This window comes from Paractinoplanes toevensis, assembly GCF_018332695.1.
GTDB lineage: Bacteria > Actinomycetota > Actinomycetes > Mycobacteriales > Micromonosporaceae > Actinoplanes > Actinoplanes toevensis.
The window spans coordinates 94373-114146 of sequence record NZ_BOQN01000095.1 but is presented as its reverse complement, the minus strand read 5'-3'; the positions used below and the strand labels follow the sequence as shown (position 1 = coordinate 114146).

22 protein-coding genes, 1 tRNA gene and 1 pseudogene are annotated in these 19774 nt (G+C 69.1%); 6 read left to right on the top strand and 18 right to left on the bottom strand.

Annotated features, from left to right (window positions below; translation table 11 throughout):
• Positions 1-33: 33 nt before the first annotated feature.
• From Ato02nite_RS36895 to Ato02nite_RS36880, 4 genes are read right to left on the bottom strand one after another with little or no spacing between them, the layout of a single operon-like run.
• A complete protein-coding gene (locus Ato02nite_RS36895) occupies positions 34-474 on the bottom strand; it encodes an SMI1/KNR4 family protein (protein ID WP_213011322.1) in 441 nt (146 codons plus the stop codon).
• Between the two features lie 4 nt (positions 475-478).
• Positions 479-1801 (bottom strand): HNH endonuclease, encoded by a 1323-nt coding sequence (locus tag Ato02nite_RS36890; RefSeq protein WP_213011321.1) that lies wholly within the window; start codon positions 1799-1801, stop codon positions 479-481.
• A gap of 6 nt (positions 1802-1807) precedes the next feature.
• The gene (locus Ato02nite_RS36885; RefSeq protein WP_213011320.1) at positions 1808-2104 is read right to left on the bottom strand and encodes a hypothetical protein; all 297 of its coding nucleotides are present in this window, start codon (positions 2102-2104) and stop codon (positions 1808-1810) included.
• On the bottom strand, positions 2101-2391 hold the full coding sequence (locus tag Ato02nite_RS36880; protein WP_213011319.1) for a WXG100 family type VII secretion target: 291 nt from the start codon (positions 2389-2391) through the stop codon (positions 2101-2103). The genes Ato02nite_RS36885 and Ato02nite_RS36880 overlap by 4 nt, the downstream gene beginning before the upstream one ends.
• A gap of 539 nt (positions 2392-2930) precedes the next feature.
• On the opposite strand from Ato02nite_RS36880, the gene Ato02nite_RS36875 reads away from it, so the two are divergent.
• Positions 2931-3296: a hypothetical protein gene (locus Ato02nite_RS36875; protein WP_213011318.1), complete on the top strand. Its 366-nt coding sequence runs from the start codon at positions 2931-2933 to the stop codon at positions 3294-3296.
• A gap of 65 nt (positions 3297-3361) precedes the next feature.
• Positions 3362-3494, top strand: a tRNA-Tyr gene (locus Ato02nite_RS36870).
• 125 nt (positions 3495-3619) lie between these two features.
• On the opposite strand, the gene Ato02nite_RS36865 is transcribed toward Ato02nite_RS36870, so the two are convergent.
• From Ato02nite_RS36865 to htpX, 6 genes are all read right to left on the bottom strand, one after another.
• On the bottom strand, positions 3620-4309 hold the full coding sequence (locus Ato02nite_RS36865) for a hypothetical protein (RefSeq protein ID WP_213011317.1): 690 nt from the start codon (positions 4307-4309) through the stop codon (positions 3620-3622).
• A 203-nt stretch (positions 4310-4512) separates the two neighbouring features.
• Positions 4513-5523 carry an LLM class flavin-dependent oxidoreductase gene (locus Ato02nite_RS36860; RefSeq protein ID WP_213011316.1) on the bottom strand — a complete coding sequence of 337 codons (1011 nt, stop codon included), beginning with the start codon at positions 5521-5523 and terminating at the stop codon, positions 4513-4515.
• A gap of 49 nt (positions 5524-5572) precedes the next feature.
• Entirely contained in the window at positions 5573-6025 is a 453-nt protein-coding gene (locus tag Ato02nite_RS36855) for a DUF1707 SHOCT-like domain-containing protein (RefSeq protein WP_213011315.1), read from the bottom strand.
• A 22-nt stretch (positions 6026-6047) separates the two neighbouring features.
• Complete coding sequence (locus tag Ato02nite_RS36850; RefSeq protein ID WP_213011314.1) at positions 6048-6518, bottom strand: DUF4396 domain-containing protein; 471 nt, start codon at positions 6516-6518, stop codon at positions 6048-6050.
• Positions 6519-6611: 93 nt separating this feature from the next.
• Positions 6612-7865: an MFS transporter gene (locus tag Ato02nite_RS36845; RefSeq protein ID WP_213011313.1), complete on the bottom strand. Its 1254-nt coding sequence runs from the start codon at positions 7863-7865 to the stop codon at positions 6612-6614.
• Positions 7866-8004: 139 nt separating this feature from the next.
• Positions 8005-8874 (bottom strand): zinc metalloprotease HtpX, encoded by an 870-nt coding sequence (gene htpX, locus Ato02nite_RS36840; RefSeq protein ID WP_213011312.1) that lies wholly within the window; start codon positions 8872-8874, stop codon positions 8005-8007.
• Positions 8875-8976: 102 nt separating this feature from the next.
• Between htpX and Ato02nite_RS36835 the strand changes: the two genes are divergently transcribed.
• The 3 genes from Ato02nite_RS36835 (at position 8977) to Ato02nite_RS36825 (ending at position 11017) form a co-directional block, all read left to right on the top strand.
• Entirely contained in the window at positions 8977-9450 is a 474-nt protein-coding gene (locus Ato02nite_RS36835) for a GNAT family N-acetyltransferase (protein ID WP_213011311.1), read from the top strand.
• Positions 9451-9521: 71 nt separating this feature from the next.
• Positions 9522-10361, top strand: a complete 840-nt coding sequence (locus Ato02nite_RS36830; protein WP_213011310.1) for a GNAT family N-acetyltransferase — start codon at positions 9522-9524, stop codon at positions 10359-10361.
• 65 nt (positions 10362-10426) lie between these two features.
• Entirely contained in the window at positions 10427-11017 is a 591-nt protein-coding gene (locus Ato02nite_RS36825) for an MOSC domain-containing protein (protein ID WP_213011340.1), read from the top strand.
• On the opposite strand, the gene Ato02nite_RS36820 is transcribed toward Ato02nite_RS36825, so the two are convergent.
• The 6 genes and pseudogenes from Ato02nite_RS36820 to Ato02nite_RS36795 all read right to left on the bottom strand — a co-directional run bounded on the left by Ato02nite_RS36820 (position 11010) and on the right by Ato02nite_RS36795 (position 17856).
• Positions 11010-12458: an NADH-quinone oxidoreductase subunit N gene (locus tag Ato02nite_RS36820; protein WP_213011309.1), complete on the bottom strand. Its 1449-nt coding sequence runs from the start codon at positions 12456-12458 to the stop codon at positions 11010-11012. The two genes, Ato02nite_RS36825 and Ato02nite_RS36820, sit on opposite strands and share 8 nt — an antisense overlap.
• On the bottom strand, positions 12455-13924 hold the full coding sequence (locus Ato02nite_RS36815) for a complex I subunit 4 family protein (RefSeq protein WP_213011339.1): 1470 nt from the start codon (positions 13922-13924) through the stop codon (positions 12455-12457). Before Ato02nite_RS36815 ends, Ato02nite_RS36820 begins: the two co-directional genes overlap by 4 nt.
• Before the next feature lie 17 nt (positions 13925-13941).
• Entirely contained in the window at positions 13942-15840 is a 1899-nt protein-coding gene (locus tag Ato02nite_RS36810) for an NADH-quinone oxidoreductase subunit 5 family protein (protein WP_213011308.1), read from the bottom strand.
• The gene (gene nuoK, locus Ato02nite_RS36805) at positions 15837-16211 is read right to left on the bottom strand and encodes an NADH-quinone oxidoreductase subunit NuoK (protein ID WP_213011307.1); all 375 of its coding nucleotides are present in this window, start codon (positions 16209-16211) and stop codon (positions 15837-15839) included. Before nuoK ends, Ato02nite_RS36810 begins: the two co-directional genes overlap by 4 nt.
• A 517-nt stretch (positions 16212-16728) precedes the next feature.
• Positions 16729-17224, bottom strand: a pseudogene (locus Ato02nite_RS36800) (NADH-quinone oxidoreductase subunit J family protein); the annotation flags it as partial.
• Positions 17221-17856: a NuoI/complex I 23 kDa subunit family protein gene (locus Ato02nite_RS36795; protein ID WP_246607900.1), complete on the bottom strand. Its 636-nt coding sequence runs from the start codon at positions 17854-17856 to the stop codon at positions 17221-17223. The gene Ato02nite_RS36795 and the pseudogene Ato02nite_RS36800, both read right to left, overlap by 4 nt.
• A gap of 111 nt (positions 17857-17967) precedes the next feature.
• On the opposite strand from Ato02nite_RS36795, the gene Ato02nite_RS36790 reads away from it, so the two are divergent.
• A complete protein-coding gene (locus Ato02nite_RS36790) occupies positions 17968-18180 on the top strand; it encodes a hypothetical protein (RefSeq protein WP_213011306.1) in 213 nt (70 codons plus the stop codon).
• On the opposite strand, the gene nuoH is transcribed toward Ato02nite_RS36790, so the two are convergent.
• The gene (nuoH, locus tag Ato02nite_RS36785; RefSeq protein WP_213011338.1) at positions 18181-19140 is read right to left on the bottom strand and encodes an NADH-quinone oxidoreductase subunit NuoH; all 960 of its coding nucleotides are present in this window, start codon (positions 19138-19140) and stop codon (positions 18181-18183) included.
• Positions 19140-19751: an NADH-quinone oxidoreductase subunit C gene (locus Ato02nite_RS36780; protein WP_213011305.1), complete on the bottom strand. Its 612-nt coding sequence runs from the start codon at positions 19749-19751 to the stop codon at positions 19140-19142. Before Ato02nite_RS36780 ends, nuoH begins: the two co-directional genes overlap by 1 nt.
• Positions 19752-19774: the final 23 nt, after the last annotated feature.

Here is a 19774-nt window from a genome sequence, read left to right as displayed (position 1 = left end):
CACCGATCCCCGCCCTCAGACACCGTCAGGTACTCAGCTGACGGGCGGCGGCCTGAGCGAGTCGAGGAACCCCGTCCAGTTGTCGGCCTTGCGGACGATGTTGTCCTCAGTGGGCGGCTCGCCCTCGTCGGCCTCTTCCTCGTGGTCCCAGAACCACACCGAGCCTTTGTCCTCAGGTCGCAGCGAGACGCCGAACAGGTTGCCGTACTCGTCCTGGACGATCGGGAGCAGCCACGGCGGAACGCGCCCGGCGTAGGTGTTGAGCATGTAATTCATGCTGGCGTAGTTGGGCTGATCGTTGCCCAAACTAAAGATCGTTTTCGCGGCTTGGTCGTTGCTCGCCAGGCGGCCGCCGTTCTGCTCGGCGAGGTAGGCCCGGTAGTCGTCGGGCAGTGGGGCGCCGAGGCGCTGCTCGAGTTCGCCGATCTGCTGCTCGCTCGCGGGAGCCTCGCGCCGCAGGTAGCCAACACTCATCCGGTCAGTTCCTACCCTTCATTATGGCGACGCCGCCCGCATGGCGAATCGCGTCGTGCAGATCGGTGGGGATCAGCTGCATGGTCCGGGTGTCCTGAGTATGGTGCCAGGTGTAGCCCTCGGGCGTTTCCGCCAATCCCGCTAAGCGGTTGGCCGCGGTGAAGTCGGTGCTGTGGTTGCCGACGAAGTGCGGGTCGAAGGTAACCGTGTGCGTGGCATACGGAGAGAAGTCCGGGAAGCCGTCTTCGGTGAAGCGCACCCCTTTGGGGTACTCCTGGGCCAGTTCCGGCGTCCACCTTGCGCCGTCGTAGACCTTTCCGGCGTACTCGAAGTTCGCCGGCAGCTTCCCACTGGGCAGCCGTTCCACTCCCTCGGGGATGACACGGCCGCGCGAGTCAAGCTGCACCGACTTGATCATGTCCGGCGGTTCCGCGACCGCTGGCGGCCGCTCCAACTCGATCGACGTGGACGGACCCGAAGGGGAGAGCTTGCGGGCGGCGAGGCGCTCGCCGGCGGCGCCGGTCAGGCCAGCGAAGCCCACCTCGGCCATGTTGATTTTGTGGTTGGTCAGTTGCTGGGTGGCCGCGTCGAGGCCGGCGGACGTCAGGCCGACGCCGCCGACGCGGGCCGCGAGATTCGGCGCCGTGCCCGTCGCTCCGATCTTGCCGAAGAGGCCGGCAGCCCCGCCGAGGGCGACCATCGAGGCTGCGGTGATCCCGGCGGTCTCGAGGTCGATGTGCGAGACAGGGTTGTGGTCGGGGTAGACGATCGTGTCGGCGACGCTCTGCGCCGCCACGTCAGCCGTAAAGAAGATGACGAGACGGGTCGAAATCTGGCCGATCATGGCGCCAGCGCTGGACAGCAGCGCCGCCCCAACTCCCACCGTCTCCTCAACGGCCGCTGCCACTGTGGCGACCTCCGCCGCGACCGCCGCGCCGGCGACCTCGTCGGACACGCCGAAGGTGATGACCGTCAGCCCGATGCCGACGGCGGCAGTCACCCCGACGGCGACCAGCGCGGAGTTGTATTTGTGCTGCGCGTTCGCCAGGTCGTCGGCGAGAGAGTCGAGGCGGTCAGCGACTTCCCGGATCTGGCCGGAAACGTCGTTCAAACCGGACCGGAAGTTGTTCCACTCATCGATAAAAGCGGTCTTTACCGGATCGTCCCAGCCCTCGGTCTGGGTAGACACGGACGATTGACCCCGATCCGCGAGATTACCGATTCCAGTGGCGAGGTTGCGGAAGGACGCGGCCGCGTCCCGGATCTCGCCGGGCTTGCCGTGCGGATATCCGGGAAGGTGCTTCTCGATGACATCGGTCAGGCCCATACGCGCTCACGATGCGCTTTTCGGCGTCGACGCCTCGGAAGCGGCCGCATAGTTAGCGGCAACGACCGACAATTTCTTCCCGATCGCGTCGAACGACTCGGTGACCTGGTTGACAGCGCCGAGCGCCTGCTGATAGGTCGACGTGTAACTGCCGACTAGGGCACCGCTTCCGAAGACATCCTGGGAAGCGAAACACTCGGCGTCCGCGCGGAAGACCCGGGCGAGCTCGGCCGCACTGCGCGACAACTCGGTGAAGTCGCCGGCCAGCTGCTCGACCTTCGCCGTGTCGACTTCTACCTTCACTGCTGGAACATTCGCTGGCTCGTCGCGCTGGCCTCGGCGTGGTTGGTGGCGGCGACATTCATGGCTTGGCCGATGCTCTCGAGGGTGTTGTTGAGGTCCTGAGCCTGCGTACGGTATCGCGCGAACAGGCCCTGCAAGGCCTCGCCGTCCGGGCCCTGATATTCGCTCTCGAGGGACAGGATACGACTGTTCAGTGCAGACAAAGCCTGCTCGAGCTGCTGGAACGTTTCCTGCACATTACCCGAAGCGCTCGTGACGGCCTCGGTGTCGATGTTGATACGTGGCATCTTCGTACCTGCCCCTCTTCCGGTCGGCCCCAACGCCGGGTCGAGATCGACAGGTTAACAGTCCCGCGATGATTGTGCTATGGATTGTTTCCGCAGGGCATATAAGCGGAGAGCCGGAATTGATCGAAAAGCCGATATTCTCATGTTTTGCCGGTCTCCGCCCACTACGTGATCGCCCGCAATCAATCGAATACATTCGATTGAGTGGAGCGAGATCGGCCAACCGTAGTACTACATCGGCATTTAGGCTAGCTAGCTCACGAGTCGCGTAGAGAGGCCATCCTGAGCAGGCAGGCCACCTTGGTCGTTCTGGCCGCCGAGTGGGAACACCGAACCCCCGACGAGCGGGTGCCGGACTCGCCGAAATCTCCCGCCAAGGGAACTGAACAGGCGGCAGCGGCCGACGGCCAGGGCCTTAGCGCCCGCGATCGCGCTCGCTCTAGCGAGCTTCACGCATACAACCACAAAGCTGCCTTGACCGGGACCGATGACGTGATGCTTACCAAAGGTGGACCTCCGGAGCTCCCGAGACTAGGCTCGTGGCCCGCTATCGGGAGAGCCTTGGCGCTTCCGAGGATCAGCGACTCAAGTCCGCGGTTGGGTTCACCGACCTATACCTGAGCGAGGATGGCGACATCATCGAGGCGAAGCGCGGCGCCGAGCATCGCTATCTCCGCGAAGCTCTGGGCCAGTTACTCGACTATGCCCTCAATCCAACCTTCGCTGTTCATCGACTTACTGCCCTGCTGCCCGCCCGGCCGGTCGAACCTGACATCCGACTACTACATACCTACGGCGTCGACTGCCTGTACTGCAAGGGTGGAAACGACTTCACTCGCCTCGAAGCACCGGGCTCGACCCGTACGCTGATGCGCCCGCTATGGGGCACTGCTGTGCGTTCGTGAGGGCGTGGCCAGAGGCGCTGGTCTCGACATACCCGGTCACCGAGGTCGTGGGCCATTGAACGGCCGGCGGCCACTGCGGCAAATGCGTGGTACCGACCGTCTGTCATCGGCTATCTCAGCAGCTCACAGACTATGAACGGCGCGGACTGTAAATCCGTCGCGAAAGCTACAGAGGTTCGAATCCTCTACCCGCCACCACAGGGACAGATGGGCCCCTCGCCAGCCGAACGGCCGGGGAGGGGCCTTCTTCGTCAGTCCCGCCGAGTCCCGCACGGGACCCAGGACCGCGGCTTCATTGTTCTACCAGCCCTGGCAGAGCTGCATTAGTTGTGTTCGTCCGGTGGACCAGCGCCTTCGACACCAGGACCAAGGACCTTGTGCATCTGAGCGCGAACCCTTGGTATCTGGATCAGGTCTGCAAGCCGACGTGCCTCGGCAAGTAGCTCGCCCGCCGAGCCGCCGTCAACCTCTTCCGTGGACCAGAACTTGAGTGTCTCGATCGCCTTGACCAGGGAATTGTCATCTTGATCTACGGAGCTGACGGCTAGCCGCATCTGTGCCCTGGCGTCGTCCGAGCGCCCGGCGGCGAATAGGAAGTAGGCGTATCCGCGATGGGCGAAGAGGGTCTGTGTTGCTCCTTCTGAAGTCGCCCGGAGGATCGCTCGGAGCCAGGCGCGCTCCGCCTCGGATGGGTAGCCGGCGCGGCTCAGGGCATACGCGAGCACCCGAAGTTCCGAGCTGGTGATCTTCTTCTCGAATCCCGGCAGTAGAGCAAGTGCTTGAAATGACAACACCTCACGTCGGCTGTTGATCGCGTCGGTGAAGTCGCCCGTACCGAGACCATCTGGTGTCTTCAGCTGTTCGAAGTACAGGGCATCAAGGTCGGCGACGATGGCGGTGAGGCGCAACCACTCGCTACGCCTGGCGCCGCGGTGCCGTTCCAGCACGCCATAGATGGAGATGGCGAGCGCAGACGCGCTGATCAGCAGAGGCGCGTAGTTGCCGCCAAACATGCGCCAAAGCTAGCGGTACAGGTCAAGCACGTTGGTCTATCCGTCTCCGTCGGCCATCAGCGGGCCACTCATGATCACTCCAGCCGCTCGACCCAAAGAAGGCTTGCGAATCCCGGTCATCTAGGGACCTTGGCTGAGCTCTTGAACCCTCCGCCGATCCCGCCACATATCGGGCCTTTTCCCGATCGACCGGCAACCTGGGACTAAAGACCCCAGACCTTTGCTATCCGGGCGAGCGAATCCTGTCGGGTCGCCGGGTCGTAGACCGTTCCGGCGAGGATCAGCTCGTTGGCGCCGGTTCGGTCGACCAACTCGTCGAGGTTGGCGACGACCTCCTCGGCGGTGCCTGCGTACTGCGTGCCGGGCAGTGAGTCGAGCATCGCGCGGTCCAGGTCGGACAACTCGACCGTCGCGGCCTCCTCGGGCGAGATGATCGGGCCAAGGCGGCCGGTTCGCAGGCTCAGGGCCATGATGCGGCTGGGGCCGGCCAGGTAGCGGGCCTCCTCGGTCGTTTCGGCGGCGATCACCGAGGCGCTGACCATGACGTGTGGCTCGGGGTGTTGCGGGGACGGCTTGAAGCCTGATCGGTAGAGGTGCAGCGCCGACTCCACATCGGAGCTCATCGCGAAGTGGTAGGCGTAGCAGAAGGGCAGCCCGAGTGCGGCCGCGACCTGAGCCCCGTAGGTCGAAGAGCCCAGCATCCACACCTCGGGGTAACTCTCCGCGGCGGGCGTGGCGGTCAGCCGGGCGGCCGTCCCGGTGTCGATCCGGTCGTCGCCCAGCAGTGCCATCAGCGTCTGCAGGTGCTCCGGGAACTGCTCGACGGTGAGATAGGGGGAAACGCCGCGCAGCGCCGCCGCGGTCGCCTGGTCGGTGCCGGGTGCGCGGCCGATGCCCAGGTCGATGCGGCCCGGGTGCAGTGCCTCCAGGATCGCGAACTGCTCGGCCACCACGAACGGCATGTGGTTCGGCAGCATCACGCCGCCGGAACCCACCTTGATCCGCCGGGTCTGCGCGGCCACCGAGGCGATCAGCACCGGCGGCGCGGTCGACGCCACGGCCGGCATGTTGTGGTGCTCCGCCACCCAGAACCGGTGGTAGCCCCACTCGTCGGCGGTGCGGGCGATGTCGAGGGTGCCGCGGAGTGCGTCGGCGCTGGTGTGCCCCGCACGGACGGTGGCCAGATCGAGCACGGAAAGCGGGACACGCGTCATGTCTGTGACACTAACGCGGCCCCCGATCGGAGCCGGTGTGACCTGGGCTTCAGTACCGCTGGCTGCGGATCGCCTGCACCCCGACGCTGACCGCGCCGAGCGCCGCCCCGGGCACCAGCATCCAGACCGGCCAGGGGTAGATCGGATCGTCCACGGTCGCCGTCACCAGCCCGAACACCACCAGGTTGACCACCGTCAGGGCGGCCCAGATGGTCCAGAGCACCAGCAGGGCGGTCGGCATCCGGCGCGCCTCGCGGCGCTTCTCCGCCCGGCGGCGGGCGGCGACGTCGGTCGCGCTCAGGCCGGGCCGCGGCAGGTCCGCGACGAGGACGAGCAATTCCTTGTACGTCTTTGCGGCGTACGCCTCCCGCACCCGGTCGTCGTACTCGTGGAGCGACAGCCGCCCCTCGTCCAGGGCCGTCTTCAGCTGGTCGGCGACCTTCTGCCGATCGGCGTCGGCCGCGCGGAGCGTCTCGATCTCGGTGCGGACCTCTTTCCCCATCGGACGCTCCTTCGCACGGCGCTCAGTGATGGTGCTGATGCTCCTGCGCGTGATGGTACTGATGCGCGACCGCGTGGCCCTTCCCGCGGGCGATCATCCATCGATTGACCGGAACGGTCACCACGAATGCGATCGCCAGCGAGGCCACCAGGCTGCCCCAGAAGAGCAGGTCGGCGAGGCCGGCGTCCATCGCGCCGGGGATGACGAGCAGGCCCGCGTTGTCGACCAGCTCCATGACGGCGATGGAGACGGTGTCGGCGGCCAGCGCGACGCCGATCGCCCGCCGGAAGCCGACGCCGGCCGCGAGCACCGGCCGGATGGCCAGCGTGTAGCCGAAGAAGAAGGCCAGCACGATCGACAGCGCGATGTTGCCGGCGTTGTGCCAGCCGAGTGCCGTGCTGATCACCATGCCGAGGATCTCCCCGATGGCGCAGCCGGTAAGGCAGTGGAGGGTGGCCGAGATGGCCGCCTTGGTGAGCTCCCGCGATTCCATGCGGCCAACATACCCCTGGGGGGTATAAAAGCAAGGGGGTGCGCACGAAAAAGCCCCCGACATCACGTCGAGGGCTGCCGATCTTGGCGCCGGCTATGCCGGCTCGGTGGTGAGCTGTTGCCGGAGACGCTCCTCCGCCCGCCGGTCGGCGCGGGCGATCGAGCCACTCGGCACCGCCGCGACCAACGCCGCGACGAGCAGCACACCGCCGGCGAAGACGAACGCCCACGGCAACCCGCCCGGCCGGTCCACGATTGCACCGGCGATCGCGCCGCCGGCGGCGCTGCCGCCGACCGAGACGGTCACCGTCCAGGTGTACGCCTCGTTCAGCATCGCGGCCGGCGCCAGGCGCCCGACCAGCGTGTTGCCGACGGTCAGGGCCGGCGCGATGGTCACCCCGCCCAGCACCAGCGCCATACCCAGATAGAGCGGGCTCGGCATCACGGTCAGGATCAGGAAGCTGACCGCGACCGCCCCGAGCAGCCAAGCGAACTGCCGGGCCAGTGCCATCGCCGGTCGCCGGGTGCCGAACCAGATGCCGCCGATCGCGCTGCCGACACCCCAGATGCCGAGGAGTACGCCGCTGAGCCCGTCACCGCCGCCGTGGTGTCCGGCGTACGCCGGAACGATGACTCCGGCCGCGCCGAACGCCGTACCCAGCGCCACCACGCAGATCATCAGGGCGGGGAACCCGCCCGCCGTCAGCGGGCCCAGCCCTTTGGCCGCGTGGTCCGACTCGTTCCGCTGCCGGCGCCGCATGACCGGCAGGCGGGAGATCCAGGCGGTGCCCACGAAGGTGGCGATCGCGGCCGCGAGCAGCGCGGTGGCCGGCCGATGCGTGATCACCACGAGCGCCGACACCAGCAGCGGCCCGAGCACGAACACCAGCTCGAACAGGGAGGTCTCGGCGGCGAGGGCGGCACCGCGCAGATGATGCCGGCCGGAGCCGGCCGCGGTCATGTTGTTCCAGCCGCGCCGGATCGCCGCGGTCAGCGGTGGATAGGTGGCCCCCGCGACCGCCGCGGCCACGAAGATCCACGGGAGCGAGGTCGCCAGCACCAGCCCGATCAGGGCCAGCGGGTGCAGCACCGCGGTGGCCAGCAGGATCGGGGCCGGCCCGATCCGGTCGGCGAGCCGTCCCGCGATCGGGCTGACGGCGGCACCGGCGATCGCGTAGACCCCGGCGGTGAGGCCGGCCGCCGAGTAGCTGCCGGTCGTCTGCTGCACGAGCAGCAGCAGAGCGAGCGGGGTCATGCCGATGCCGAGGCGGGCGAGAATGCCGACGCTGAGCAGGATCCGGCCGCCGGGTAGCCGCCAGACGCCAAGGTACTGACGCAACGCGGTCACCGTGCTCGCCTCCCCGATGTAATGAGCAAACCCGCCCATAGACCCTAACGGGGAAACATGCCGGAAACGAAGGGCCGGTGTCGCGGAACACACGGCGAAGGGGCCGCCCCGATCGGGACGGCCCCTTCGTTGTCGAAGGTCAGCGGTACTGGATGGCACCGGCCTGCTGACGCAGCCGGGCGATGCGCTGCTCCATCGGCGGGTGGGTGGAGAACAGGGCCGAGATGCCGCCGCCCCGGAACGGGTTGGCGATCATCAGGTGCGCGGCGCTGGCGAGCTGACCGTCAGCCGGAAGCGGCAACCGCTGTGCCCCGTACTGAATCTTCTCGAGGGCACTCGCCAGCGCGAGCGGATCGCCGGTCAGCGCGGCGCCGGAGGCGTCCGCCTGGAATTCCCGGTTACGGCTGATCGCCAGCTGGATGACCGAGGCCGCCAGCGGCCCCAGGATCAGCATGAGCAGCAGCGAAGCCGGGTTCGGGCCGTCGTCGTCGTCCGAGCCACCCAGCGGCAGGAAGATCGCCAGCTGGGCGAACATCGTGATGATGCCGGCCAGCGCGCCCGCCACGCTCGAGATCAGGATGTCCCGGTTGTAGACGTGCGACAGCTCGTGCCCGATCACGGCCCGAAGCTCCCGCCGGTCGAGCAACTGGGTGATCCCCACCGTGACGGCGACCGCCGCGTGCTGCGGGTTACGCCCGGTCGCGAACGCGTTGGGCTGCATCGAGGGCGAGACGTAGAGGCGCGGCATCGGCTGGTCGGCGGTGGCCGAAAGCTCCCGCACCATCTGGTAGAGCGCGGGGAACTCGGCCTCGCTCACCGGCCGGGCCCGCATCGACCGAAGCGCGAGCTTGTCCGAGTAGAAGTAGCTGAACGCGTTCATCCCCACCGAGATGAGCACGGCGAACACCAGACCTCCGCTGCCACCGACCCAGTAGCCGATCGCCAGGATCAGCCCGCTGAGAAGACCGAGCAGGGCGGCCGTCTTGAGACCGTTGTGATGGCTGGACAACTGAAACTCCTTGCTGAGTGCGTACTCTCGTAAACGCGCCTCACCTGCGATTTCATCCGCCCCGTGCTGTGAGTTCGCTGAACCCTTGCTACCGTCCGCCGCATGCCCGTGATCGCCCTGCGCCCGGTAACCGACGCCGACGTCGAGCCCCTGTTCCAGATGATGCGCGACCCCGAGGCCGTCCGGATGGCCGCCTTCACCTCCGACGACCCCGACGACCGAGCGGCCTTCGAGGCCCACCTGGCCCGCATTCGCGACAACCCCGAGGTCACCAACCGGGTGATCACCGAGGACGGCGAGATCGTCGGCAGCATCGCCTGCTTCGTGATGCACGGCGACACCGAGATCACCTACTGGATCGACCGCTCCCGGTGGGGTCAGGGCATCGCCACCCAGGCACTGGCGCTGTTCCTGGACCTGGTCAAGACCCGGCCCCTGCACGCCCGGGCCGCGAGCGACAACGCCGGCTCCCTGCAGGTGCTGCAAAAGGCAGGCTTCGCCCCGATCAGGACCGAAGTTTCGTACGCCGTGGGAAGGCTCGCCGACATCGAGGAGACGGTCCTGCTGCTCGCCTGAGCCCGGGTGGCCGCGGCCGCACGCTCGATAATCGGGGTGCGTTCCATTCGCGGGGCGGCCAGGATCGGGGGATGTCCTGGGAGCTGACCGCGGACCTTGACGACTTCGTCGCGGACGCGGGGGAATTCTTGCGGTCTCGGCCGGTTCAGCACACCGTCTTTCTCACGCTGATCGACACGTTGCGGCGGCGAGGGCTTCATGCGTACGGGTCGGGGGATCCGGTTTTCGGGGTCTGGCGGGCCGGCTCCGGTGCGGTCGATGGCGTGCTGCTGCAGACACCGCCGTACCCGATGAACTTCAGTGCGTTGCCCGCCGCGGCCGTGTCCGCGGCCGTGCCGGCGCTCGCCGGCCGCTCGCTGAGTGGCGCCAATCTCCCGGCCGAGGCGGTCGATGAGTTCGTGGCCGGGTGGCGGGAACAGACCGGCGCCGGCGCGGCCGTGAAGATGCGGACTCGGCTGTACCTTTTGGACACTCTCCTGCCGTTTGTCGCGTCGGCCGGGCATTCTCGGGCCGCCACCGCGAACGACCGTGAGCTGCTGCAGCGCTGGCACGTCGAGTTCCACGACGAGATCTATGAGACGCACTCCGGCGACTTCGGCGAGGTCGTCGACGAGCGGCTCGACTACGGCGGCATCGTGCTGTGGGAGGTCGACGGTGTCCCGGTGTCGATGGCACTGCGCTCGCGGCTCTCGGCAGGCATGATCAGGGTGCAGATGGTCTACACGCCCCGGGAGCACCGGGGGCGTGGTTATGCGGGTTCGGCCACCACGGTCGTCACCCGGGACGCCCTCGACCAGGGGGCCGAGGCCGTCGTGCTCGTCACCGACCTGGCCAATCCGACCAGCAACGGGCTGTACCAGCGGCTGGGGTACAAACCCATCGAAGATCGAGTGGTGGTGGAGTTCTCGTGAGCGACGGCAAAGTTCTTCAGGTGAATGTCGGGGTGCCGCGGGCCAACCCGGCCAAGAAACTCGCCATGACCGGGATCGACAAGCGGCCGGTCGAGCACCCGGTGCAGGTGCGGGCGCCCGGGCCGAAGACCACCGGGCTGCACAGTGGACTGATCGGCGACCCGATCGGCGACATCAAGAACCACGGCGGGAACGACCAGGCGGTTTACGCGTACGCACGGGAGGACTACGACTGGTGGGAGAAGGAGCTCGGGCGGCAGCTCGCCGGTGGCGCCTTCGGGGAAAACCTCACCACGATCGGGCTCGACGTGTGCGGGGCGATGATCGGCGAGGTGTGGCGGGTCGGCGACGAGCTGGAGTTGCAGACCACGTTCGGGCGGATCCCGTGCGCCACGTTCCAGGCTCGGATGGAGGAGCCGAAGTGGCTCAAGCGGTTCACGAAGGAGAACCGGACCGGGGCCTACCTGCGGGTGGTGACGCCCGGGTCCGTGCAGGCGGGTGACTCGATCTCGGTGACCTACCGGCCCTCGAAGAGCGTCAGCATCGCCGAGGCGTTCGAGGTGTACATGCTCGACCGGCCGCGGCTCGCCCGGCTGCTCGACGCCGAAGGGCTGCCGGCGGATCTCCGCGAGGACGTGCGGCGCAGGGTCAGCTGAGGGCGTCGAACAGCAGCTGCGGCGCGAAGCCGATCGCCACCGCGGTGATCGCCGCGACGATCAGGGCGGCCGCCACCGCGCGGGACACCGGCAGGCGCGGGTGGGTGGCCGCCTCCAGCAGGTTCGGGTCGACGACCTGGATGCCGGGCCGGGGCGGGGTCACGTAGAGGTTGGCGGTGACCCGCACGTAGTAGGCAAGGCCGATCACCGCGTTCAGCGCCACGAACCCGGCCAGCCAGCCCCAGCCCTGGTCGATCAGCGCGTCCACCACGGTGACCTTGGCGAACAGGCCGGCCAATCCCGGCGGCAGTCCGGCCAGGCCGGCGATGGCCAGCACCCAGGCGGCGCCGAGCCACGGGTGGCGGCGGCCGGCACCGCGGTAGGCGAGCAGGTCACCGCCGTCCGAGGCGGGTGGCCGCAACGCCACCACGACGCCGAACGCGATGAATTCGAGCAGCACGAAGAACACCGCGTAGACGGCCGCCGCCCGCACCCCCTCGGCGCCGAGGGCGAGCGCGGCCAGGATGTAGCCGGCCTGCGCGATCGACGACCAGGCCAGCAGCCGCACCATCCGCTGCTGGCGTAGCGCCACCAGGTTGCCGGTGGTCATGGTGAGCACCGCGAGCGCGGCGACGACCGGGGCCACGTCCAGCCGGGACACGATCGCCACCAGGGCCAGCACGCCGCCCAGCTTTGAGGCGGTGGACAGGTAGGCGGCCACCGGGAGCGGCGCGCCCTCGTACGTCGGCGGGGCCCAGGCGTGCAGCGGCACGGCCGCGACCTTGAAGGCGAAGCCGATCACCAGGAGGGCGGCGCCGGTCTGCGCTACCGGGCCGAGCGGGCCGATCCCGGCGACCAGGTGATTGAGGTGGATCGCGCCGGTGGCCGCGTAGTTGAGGGCCGCGCCGAGCAGCGCGATCGCCGTGGAGACCACGCTGATCAGGAAGAACGTGATGGACGCGGAGGCGCCCGCGGTGCTGACCTTCTCGCCGGGGGCGAACCGGCGCAGGCCGACCAGGATGTACAGCGGCAGGGTCAGCGTTTCCAGACCGACGATCAGGGTGATCAGGTCGCCGGCGTAACCGATCACGACGCCGCCGGTCATCGAGGCGGCCAGCAGGAAGCAGAACTCGCCGGCCGGTGCGGCGCCGATCTTCAGCGACGGCGACGACAGGGCCAGCACACCGACGGTGAGCGCGGCGAACATCACGGCCATGGTCACCGCGAGCGGCGTCGGCACCCAGGAGCATTCGGCCCCGGCGCAGAACGTCGCCGGCCGCACTCCCACGACGATCGCGCTCGCGGCGGTAGCAATCCCGCCGGCAGCAAAAGCAACGACCGTGGCAGTTCGGCGCGCGAACAGCAGGTCCATCAGCAGCACGAGGACGGCGGTGCCGGAGGCCGCGTACAGCGGCAGCAGCGTCACCTGGTCGATGGTCATCGGATCAACGCCTCCACCGGCAGCGACGTCGCGGCCAGCACCAGCGTGGGCACCAGACCCACGGCGAGGGTGAGCGCCACCAGCGGCGCCCACGCGAACCACTCCACGCCGGCGATCGCCGGCGAAACCGGTGTGCCCACCGGTCCGTGCGTCACCTTCCGCAGCAACCGCAGGAAGTACGCGGCGGTCAGCGCACCACCGATCGCGGCCAGCACGGCCAGGATCGTCCACAGAACGCCGCCCCGCTCCACCGCCGCGACCACGGCGAACGCCTCACCCCAGAAGCCGGCCAGACCGGGCAGGCCGAGTGACGCGATCGCGGCGAAGCCGAGCAGGCCGGCCAGCCGGGGCGCGGTCTCCCGCAGGCCGCCCAGGTCGGCCAGGTCGCCCGTGTGCGCCCGGTCCTTGATCGCGCCGGCCAGGAAGAACAGCAGGCCGGTGATCAGGCCGTGCGCCACGTTGCCGAGCAGGGCGGCCTGGATGCCGGTGGTGGTGAGGGTAGCGATGCCGAGCAGCACGAAACCCATGTGGCCGACGCTGGAGTAGGCGATCAGCCGCTTCAGCTCGGTCTGCTTCAGGCAGATCAGGGCGCCGGCCAGGATGGCGGCGACGGCCAGGATGCCGAGCAGCGGCGCGGCCCACCGCGCGCCGAGCGGTGTCACGCCCACGCCGACCCGGATCAGGCCGTAGGTGCCCATCTTCAGCAGCACCCCGGCCAGGATCACCGAGCCGACCGTGGGGGCCTGGGTGTGCGCGTCCGGCAGCCAGCTGTGCAGCGGCCACAGCGGCGCCTTCACCGCGAACGCCACGGCGAACAGCGCGAAGGCCGCGTACTGGGTGCCCTTGGACAGCCCGATGCCGCCGGTGAGGGCAACGATGTCGGCGGTGCCGGCGTGCACGGCCACGGTGAGCACCCCGATCAGCAGGAGCACCGAGCCGAAGAGCGTGTAGAGCACGAACTTGCGGGCCGCGCGGCGCCGGTCCTCGCCACCCCAGCCGGCGATCACCGCGTACATCGGCAGCAGGGTTACCTCGAAGAACAGGAAGAACAGGATCAGATCGAGGGAGAGGAAGGTGCCGAGGATGCCGGCTTCCAAGATCAAGAGCAGACCCAGGAGGGTACGCGGTGAGCCGCCCGCCGGAGGCCGCCACATCGTGTACGCGCAGCACAGCAGCGTCAGTAGTCCGGTCAGCGCGACCAGCGGGTAGGACACGCCGTCGACGCCGAGGTGAAAGTGGAGGTGCAGGGCCGGAACCCAGGACAGGTCCAGCTCGGCCCACGGGCTGACAGTCGGCGGGTCCGCCGCATAGGTCGCCCAGCCGCGATCGTGACCGAAGGGCAGCACGATGATCGGGATCAGCGCCGCCGCAGCGAACCCGGTCGCCGTCGGGCCGGCGAACCGAATCGGCAGCACCGACAGCAGCGCCGCGCCGGCGGCCGGCAGCGCCACCGCCGCGACCAGCATCACCTGGTAGACGTCGTTCACGAGGCGGCTCCGAACCAGACGGTCAGCAGGAGAGCGCCCGCGAAGACGATGAGCGCGGCCCACGGCAGGGCGATCCGGTGCATGTCGGCGACCAGCTCACCCAACCAGGTCGTGCCGGTGCCGGTGCCCTCGACGGTGGCGTCGACGACCCGCTCGTCGGTGGCCCTGGCCAGCCGGGCCAGCTGCCGCACCGGGCGAACCACCAGACGGTCCTGCACGTCGTCGAGGCGGAAGCCGGCCGCGAAGAACGGCCGGACCGGGCCGAGCACGGCCGCCGGGTCGACGCCGGGGACCGCCCGCCACAGGTACCAGGCCGTCCCGGCGCCGAGGACCAGCAGCACGAGCGGCAGCAGCACGGCCACGCCCAGGTGCGGGTCCGCCAGCTCGAGGGCGGTGCGGAAGCCGGGGGCGTACGCGGCCAGGCCGAGCAGGGCGGCCGGGATCGCCAGCAGAATGATCGGCCAGCGCATGTGGCCGGGCGGGTCGTGCGGCGTGTGCGGCGGGGTGTACCGGGCGTCGTCGAAGCCGATCTCCCAGTCCGGGCCGTCCGGGCCGTGCGCTCGGGAGATGCCGAAGAACGCGCAGAGCAGCAGCCGGGTGGCGTACCAGGCGGTGATCGCCACGGCGAACAGCGCGGCCACCCAGACCAGCCAGGCCACCCAGACCGGAGCCGGACCGCCGCCATCGGTGGCGTGCGCGGCCGCGGTCAGCACGTTTTCCTTGGACCAGAAACCGGCCAGCGGCGGCACCCCGGCCAGCGCGCCCAGTCCGACCACGAACGACCAGAAGGTGATCGGCATGTGCTCGCGCAGGCCACCCATCCGGGACAGGTAGTTGGTGCCGACCGCGTGGATCACCGCACCGGCCGCGAGGAACAGCAGGGCTTTGAACGCGGCGTGGGTGAGCAGGTGGAACAGGGCCGCGGCGGGTGAGCCGACGGCCAGCGCGCCGGTCATGTAGCCGATCTGGCTCACCGTCGACCAGGCCAGTACCCGTTTCATGTCGTCCTGCGCGGTCGCACTCAGCGCCCCGAGCAGGATGGTGATCGCGGCGGCGACACCGAGCACGGCCAGCGCGGCCGGGGACTGCTCGTAGAGCGGGTACATCCGGAAGACCACGTAGACGCCGGCCGCCACCATCGTCGCCGCGTGGATGAGCGCCGAGATCGGGGTCGGGCCGGCCATCGCATCGGGCAGCCAGGTGTGCAGCGGGAACTGGGCGCTCTTGCCGGCCACCCCGGCCAGGATCAGCAGCAGGGCGGCGGTCAGCGTGCCGTGGCCGTAGTCGTGGGTCAGAACCGCGCCGATCCGGGTGGTGCCGGCGTCGACCGCTAGCAGCGCGATGCCGAGCAGGAAGCCGACGTCGCCGACCCGGGTGACCAGGAACGCCTTCACCGCGGCGGCGGGTGCCTCGGGGAGCCGCCGATCGTGGCCGATCAGCAGGTAGGAGCAGGCGCCCATCACCTCCCAGCCGACCAGCATGCCGACCAGGTCACCGGACGTGACGACAAGCAGCATCGCGCCGGTGAACAGACTGATCTGTGCGGCGTACGGCGCGTAGCGGGGATCGTCGTGCAGGTAGTCCACCGAGTAGATCTGCACGAACAGGGCGACCACGGTGACGGCCAGGGCGATGTAGAGCGCCGCGAGGCCGGCCTCGAAGCCTAGGGTCACCTCGATGTCGCCGATGCGGGTCCACTGGGTTCCTGCGATGAGCGGCTTGGTCGCGAACAGCAACAGCAGCAGGGTCACGACGAGTGAGACGAACGCGCCGGCGATGCCGATCGTGGCGGCCAGTCGTCGCGGACCGTGCTCTCCGGGCTTGAGAACCAAACCCACCAGGCCGAACAGCAGGGGTACGCCGGGGATCAGCGCACCGTACGTCGCGGCGCTCACCCGGTCACCTGCTTCTCGTGGTCGTGCTCGTCCAGCACCACCTCGTCGATCACGACCGCCCGGTGCAGGCGGTAGTACTGCAGGACGATCGCCAGGCCGACGCCCACCTCGGCGGCGGCCAGCACGATGATGAACAACGCGAAGATCGCGCCGGACCGCGGTTCCGGCACCGGGTAGGCCCACGCCTCCGGGGTCACCCCGTTCAGCACCGAGCGGACCGTCGCGTCGGCGGCCACCAGGATCAGGTTGACCGCGTTGAGCATCAGCTCGACCGCCATCAGGACCAGGATCGCGTTGCGCCGGCGCAGCACGCCGTAGACGCCGAGGGCGAAAAGCAGAGAGGCGATGACGTACGGGATGACCGCGTGCATCACTGCTCCTCCTTGTCGTCGCCGGCCGGGAGGGCCGGGCGCTCCGGGCGACCCTCGAGCTTCTCCCTCTCGGGCTGCGGCCTCTTCTCCTCCACCAGATCGCCCTCGATGACGTTGCCCTCGATCGAGCGCCGGCCGGTGGTGGGGCGCTCGCCCTCGATCGCGCGCCGGGGTTCGATCGGCTCGTCCCTCTCGATCACGCTCTCACCCGGAATGATCCGGGAGTCGAGGATCTCGGCCTCGCCCGGCTCGCCGATCTTCGGCCGGGCGTCGTGCGCGCCGAAGATCAGGTCGGCGGCCCGCTGCTTGAGCGGGTCGACCGGCTCGGGTTCCGCTTCCGCCGCCTCCGCCGCGGCGGCTGCCGCCTCGGCCGCCAGTGCGTCGGCCCGCGCCTGCCGGACCCGGGCCTGGGCGGCGGCCTGCCGGGTGGCGATCCGCTCCAGCCGGGCGACCACCTCGGCCGACTCGTCGGTCGGGTCGTGCGGTGGCTCGGGCGGCGGGGCCGAGGGGTCGGGGCGGGCGCCCAGGTCGGGGCGGGACAGCACGATCGCGCCGACCAGGGCGGCCAGCAGCAGGATCGACAGCACCTCGAACGGCAGCACCCAGGCACCGAAGACCTGCTCGCCGACCCGTTCGGCGTTGCCCGGCGGGGGCAGCTCGAACTCGGTCCAGCGGAACGCGTCGGCCAGCAGGGCGGTCAGTCCGAAACCGACACCGGCGCCGATGATCGCGGCCGGGGCGATCGGGCGGTCCAGGTCGCGGGACGGGCCGATCGGTGCGCGGGTCAGCATCACCGCGAACAGCAGCAGCACGACCACGGCGCCGACGTAGACCAGAACCTGCACCCACGCGACCATCTCGGCACCCAGCACGAGATAGAGGCCGGCGATCGCGCCCAGGCTCACCACCAGGTAGAAACCGGCCCGGACCAGATGACTGCTGGTTACCACGAGCGCCCCGGAGCCGACCGCGATCAACCCGAGAGCCAGCATGAGAGCATCCGCCACGGTCACTGCGGTTGCTCCGGTGGTTCGGGCTTGGATCGAGCTTCCCGGGGCGGGCGATCTGCGGTTGTGGGAGTTGCTCGGCGTACATCTGCTTTCGCGGCCGTTGCCGCCCCCGGGCCCGCAGCCTTCCGCGCCGCCGTCGCCTCCTCCTTGGAGGGTTCGCCGAGCACGTCGTGGGCCGGCGGCGGAGGCACCGTGCGCATCCACTCCCCCAGCCGGTTCTTGTCGTGCAGAAGATCGAGCACGTCGGTCTCCGCGTACTCGAACTCGGGGGTCCAGTGCAGCGCGTCGAACGGGCAGACCTCGATGCAGATGCCGCAGTACATGCAGAGCGAGAAGTCGATGTCGAAGCGGTCGAGCACGTTGCGCTGCCGGGCCCGCGCGGCGCCCGGGACGACGACCTCTTCCTTGTGCGAGTCGATGTAGATGCACCAGTCGGGGCACTCGCGGGCGCACAGCATGCAGACCGTGCAGTTCTCCTCGAGCAGCGCGATCACGCCCCGGCTGCGCGGCGGAAGCTCGGGCTCGACGTCCGGGTACTGCTGGGTCGTCGACGGCTTGGTCATCGTCTTGAGCGTGACGGCAAGCCCTTGCACCAGCCCTTTACCGGGCGCGCCCCGCTCCCCGTCATCAGTCACAAACGCACATCCTGCCTCGTCGACCGTCCGGACGCGAGCACACCCCCATCGGATCTTCCGGAACGGTGAATCCGTGCCCGACTGTTGGAGGCCCCAAAGATGACGGCTGCGATGAGCGACTACCTACCGCCCGCAGACGGCTGGACTGTTGACGATCTTGACGCCATGCCGGAAGACGGCGTGCACCGCGAGCTGCACACCTACAAGATTGATCCGGAGAGCGAGATCTATCGCCCGTTCGGGACCTTCGACGTCGAGATCGACACGGCGGAACCTTGGCCGATCAAGGTGCCGATCGCGCAGATCAAGCCCCGTTTCCTCTGATCACATCGCGATCTTCACGGCGGCGGTCAGGACCAGTTGGGCCAGGGCCAGCGGCACCAGGATCAGCCAGCAGAGGCGTTGCAGTTGGTCCTCGCGCAGGCGGGGGTAGGTGACGCGGAACCAGATGATCACGAAGGACACCGCGAAGACCTTGACCAAGGTCCACAGCCAGCCCAGGTGGTCGGCGGCCGGGCCGTGCCAGCCGCCCAGGAACAGGACCGTGGTCAGGGCCGCGATCACCACGATGCCCACGTATTCCGCCAGCAGGAAGAACGCGAACCGCAAGCCGGTGTATTCGGTCATGTAGCCGAAGACCAGCTCGGAGTCGGCGATCGGCATGTCGAACGGTGGGCGGCGGATCTCGGCCAAGCCGGCGATGAAGAAGATCATCGCGGCGGGCGCCTGCCAGAGCAGCCACCAGGGCTTCCATGCCTCGACGATGCCGGGCAGGCTCAGGGTGCCGGCCGCCATCGCCACGCTCGCCGCCGCCAGCACCAGGGGCAGCTCGTAACCGAGCAGCTGGGCCGCGCCGCGCAGGCCGCCGAGCAGGCTGTATTTGTTGGCGCTGGCCCATGCCGACATCAGCACCGCGAGCACGCCCACGCCGAGAACGGCGAGGACGAAGAACAGACCCACGTCCAACGGCTGGGCGACGAGGCCGTTCGGGCCGAGCGGGATGGCCAGCAACACCAAGAGGTATGGAAACAGCGCGACGAGCGGCGCCAGCCGAAAGACCCGGCGGTCGGCGTCGCGCGGGGCGATGTCCTCTTTCTGGACGAACTTCACGCCGTCGGCGACCAGCTGGGCCCAGCCGTGGTAACCGCCCGCATACATCGGACCGAGGCGGCCCTGCATGTGTGCCATGACCTTGTGTTCGGCCTGGCCGACGATGAGCGGCAGGGTGAGGAAGCCGACCACGACGGCGACCACGCGGATGGTGAGATCGAGCCAGAGCGGCATCATCGGGCGTTCGGTCCCCACTCGGCGGGATCGGGCACGCCCGGCGGGCGCATCGGGGCGCGCTTGGTCGTGCCGGCCTCGGACTCGCCCGGCTCCTTCGCACCCGGCCAGGCCTTGGCCACTCGGGCCGCCAGCACGAACTCCTTGCGCAGCGGATGGCCCTCGAAACCAGGCGGGAGCAGCAGCGGCTTCAGGTCGGGGTGCCGGGCGAACGTGATGCCGAACATCTCGAACGTCTCCCGCTCGTGCCAGGCGGCGCCCGGGAACAGCTCGACCACCGACTCGACCACCGGGTCTTCCCGGGAGATGCGGGTGCGCAGCAGCAGCGAGTGCTTGCGGCGGGTCGAATACAGGTGGCAGAGGACCGAGAAGCCGTCGTCCAGCTCGTCGACCGCGGACAGCCAGTCGAAGAAGTCGCAGCCCAGCACGCCGTTGTGCTTCGCCGTGCCGACCGCCTCCCACCAGCGGGCGACCGGCACGTCGACGACGGCCCGATCGTGGCCGGGACCGCCGCCGGAGACGGACGCGGTCGCGTTTCCCTTGTCGGGGGTCTCCGGTGTGGTGTCCTCCATCAGGGCGACCAGGCGTTCGCCGACCTCTTCGGGCGTCATGGCGTCATCCTATGTTTTTTGGA

What these genes read in the sequence shown, in the direction of transcription:
- Ato02nite_RS36895 (WP_213011322.1), bottom strand. Translation starts at nt 474, where the DNA reads ATGAGTGTTGGCTACCTGCGGCGCGAGGCTCCCGCGAGCGAGCAGCAG.
- Ato02nite_RS36890 (WP_213011321.1), bottom strand. Translation starts at nt 1,801, where the DNA reads ATGGGCCTGACCGATGTCATCGAGAAGCACCTTCCCGGATATCCGCAC.
- Ato02nite_RS36880 (WP_213011319.1), bottom strand. Translation starts at nt 2,391, where the DNA reads ATGCCACGTATCAACATCGACACCGAGGCCGTCACGAGCGCTTCGGGT.
- Ato02nite_RS36865 (WP_213011317.1), bottom strand. Translation starts at nt 4,309, where the DNA reads ATGTTTGGCGGCAACTACGCGCCTCTGCTGATCAGCGCGTCTGCGCTC.
- Ato02nite_RS36860 (WP_213011316.1), bottom strand. Translation starts at nt 5,523, where the DNA reads ATGACGCGTGTCCCGCTTTCCGTGCTCGATCTGGCCACCGTCCGTGCG.
- Ato02nite_RS36855 (WP_213011315.1), bottom strand. Translation starts at nt 6,025, where the DNA reads ATGGGGAAAGAGGTCCGCACCGAGATCGAGACGCTCCGCGCGGCCGAC.
- Ato02nite_RS36850 (WP_213011314.1), bottom strand. Translation starts at nt 6,518, where the DNA reads ATGGAATCGCGGGAGCTCACCAAGGCGGCCATCTCGGCCACCCTCCAC.
- Ato02nite_RS36835 (WP_213011311.1), top strand. Translation starts at nt 8,977, where the DNA reads ATGCCCGTGATCGCCCTGCGCCCGGTAACCGACGCCGACGTCGAGCCC.
- Ato02nite_RS36830 (WP_213011310.1), top strand. Translation starts at nt 9,522, where the DNA reads ATGTCCTGGGAGCTGACCGCGGACCTTGACGACTTCGTCGCGGACGCG.
- Ato02nite_RS36825 (WP_213011340.1), top strand. Translation starts at nt 10,427, where the DNA reads ATGACCGGGATCGACAAGCGGCCGGTCGAGCACCCGGTGCAGGTGCGG.
- Ato02nite_RS36820 (WP_213011309.1), bottom strand. Translation starts at nt 12,458, where the DNA reads ATGACCATCGACCAGGTGACGCTGCTGCCGCTGTACGCGGCCTCCGGC.
- Ato02nite_RS36815 (WP_213011339.1), bottom strand. Translation starts at nt 13,924, where the DNA reads ATGCTGGTCGCGGCGGTGGCGCTGCCGGCCGCCGGCGCGGCGCTGCTG.
- nuoK (WP_213011307.1), bottom strand. Translation starts at nt 16,211, where the DNA reads ATGCACGCGGTCATCCCGTACGTCATCGCCTCTCTGCTTTTCGCCCTC.
- Ato02nite_RS36790 (WP_213011306.1), top strand. Translation starts at nt 17,968, where the DNA reads ATGAGCGACTACCTACCGCCCGCAGACGGCTGGACTGTTGACGATCTT.
- nuoH (WP_213011338.1), bottom strand. Translation starts at nt 19,140, where the DNA reads ATGCCGCTCTGGCTCGATCTCACCATCCGCGTGGTCGCCGTCGTGGTC.
- Ato02nite_RS36780 (WP_213011305.1), bottom strand. Translation starts at nt 19,751, where the DNA reads ATGACGCCCGAAGAGGTCGGCGAACGCCTGGTCGCCCTGATGGAGGAC.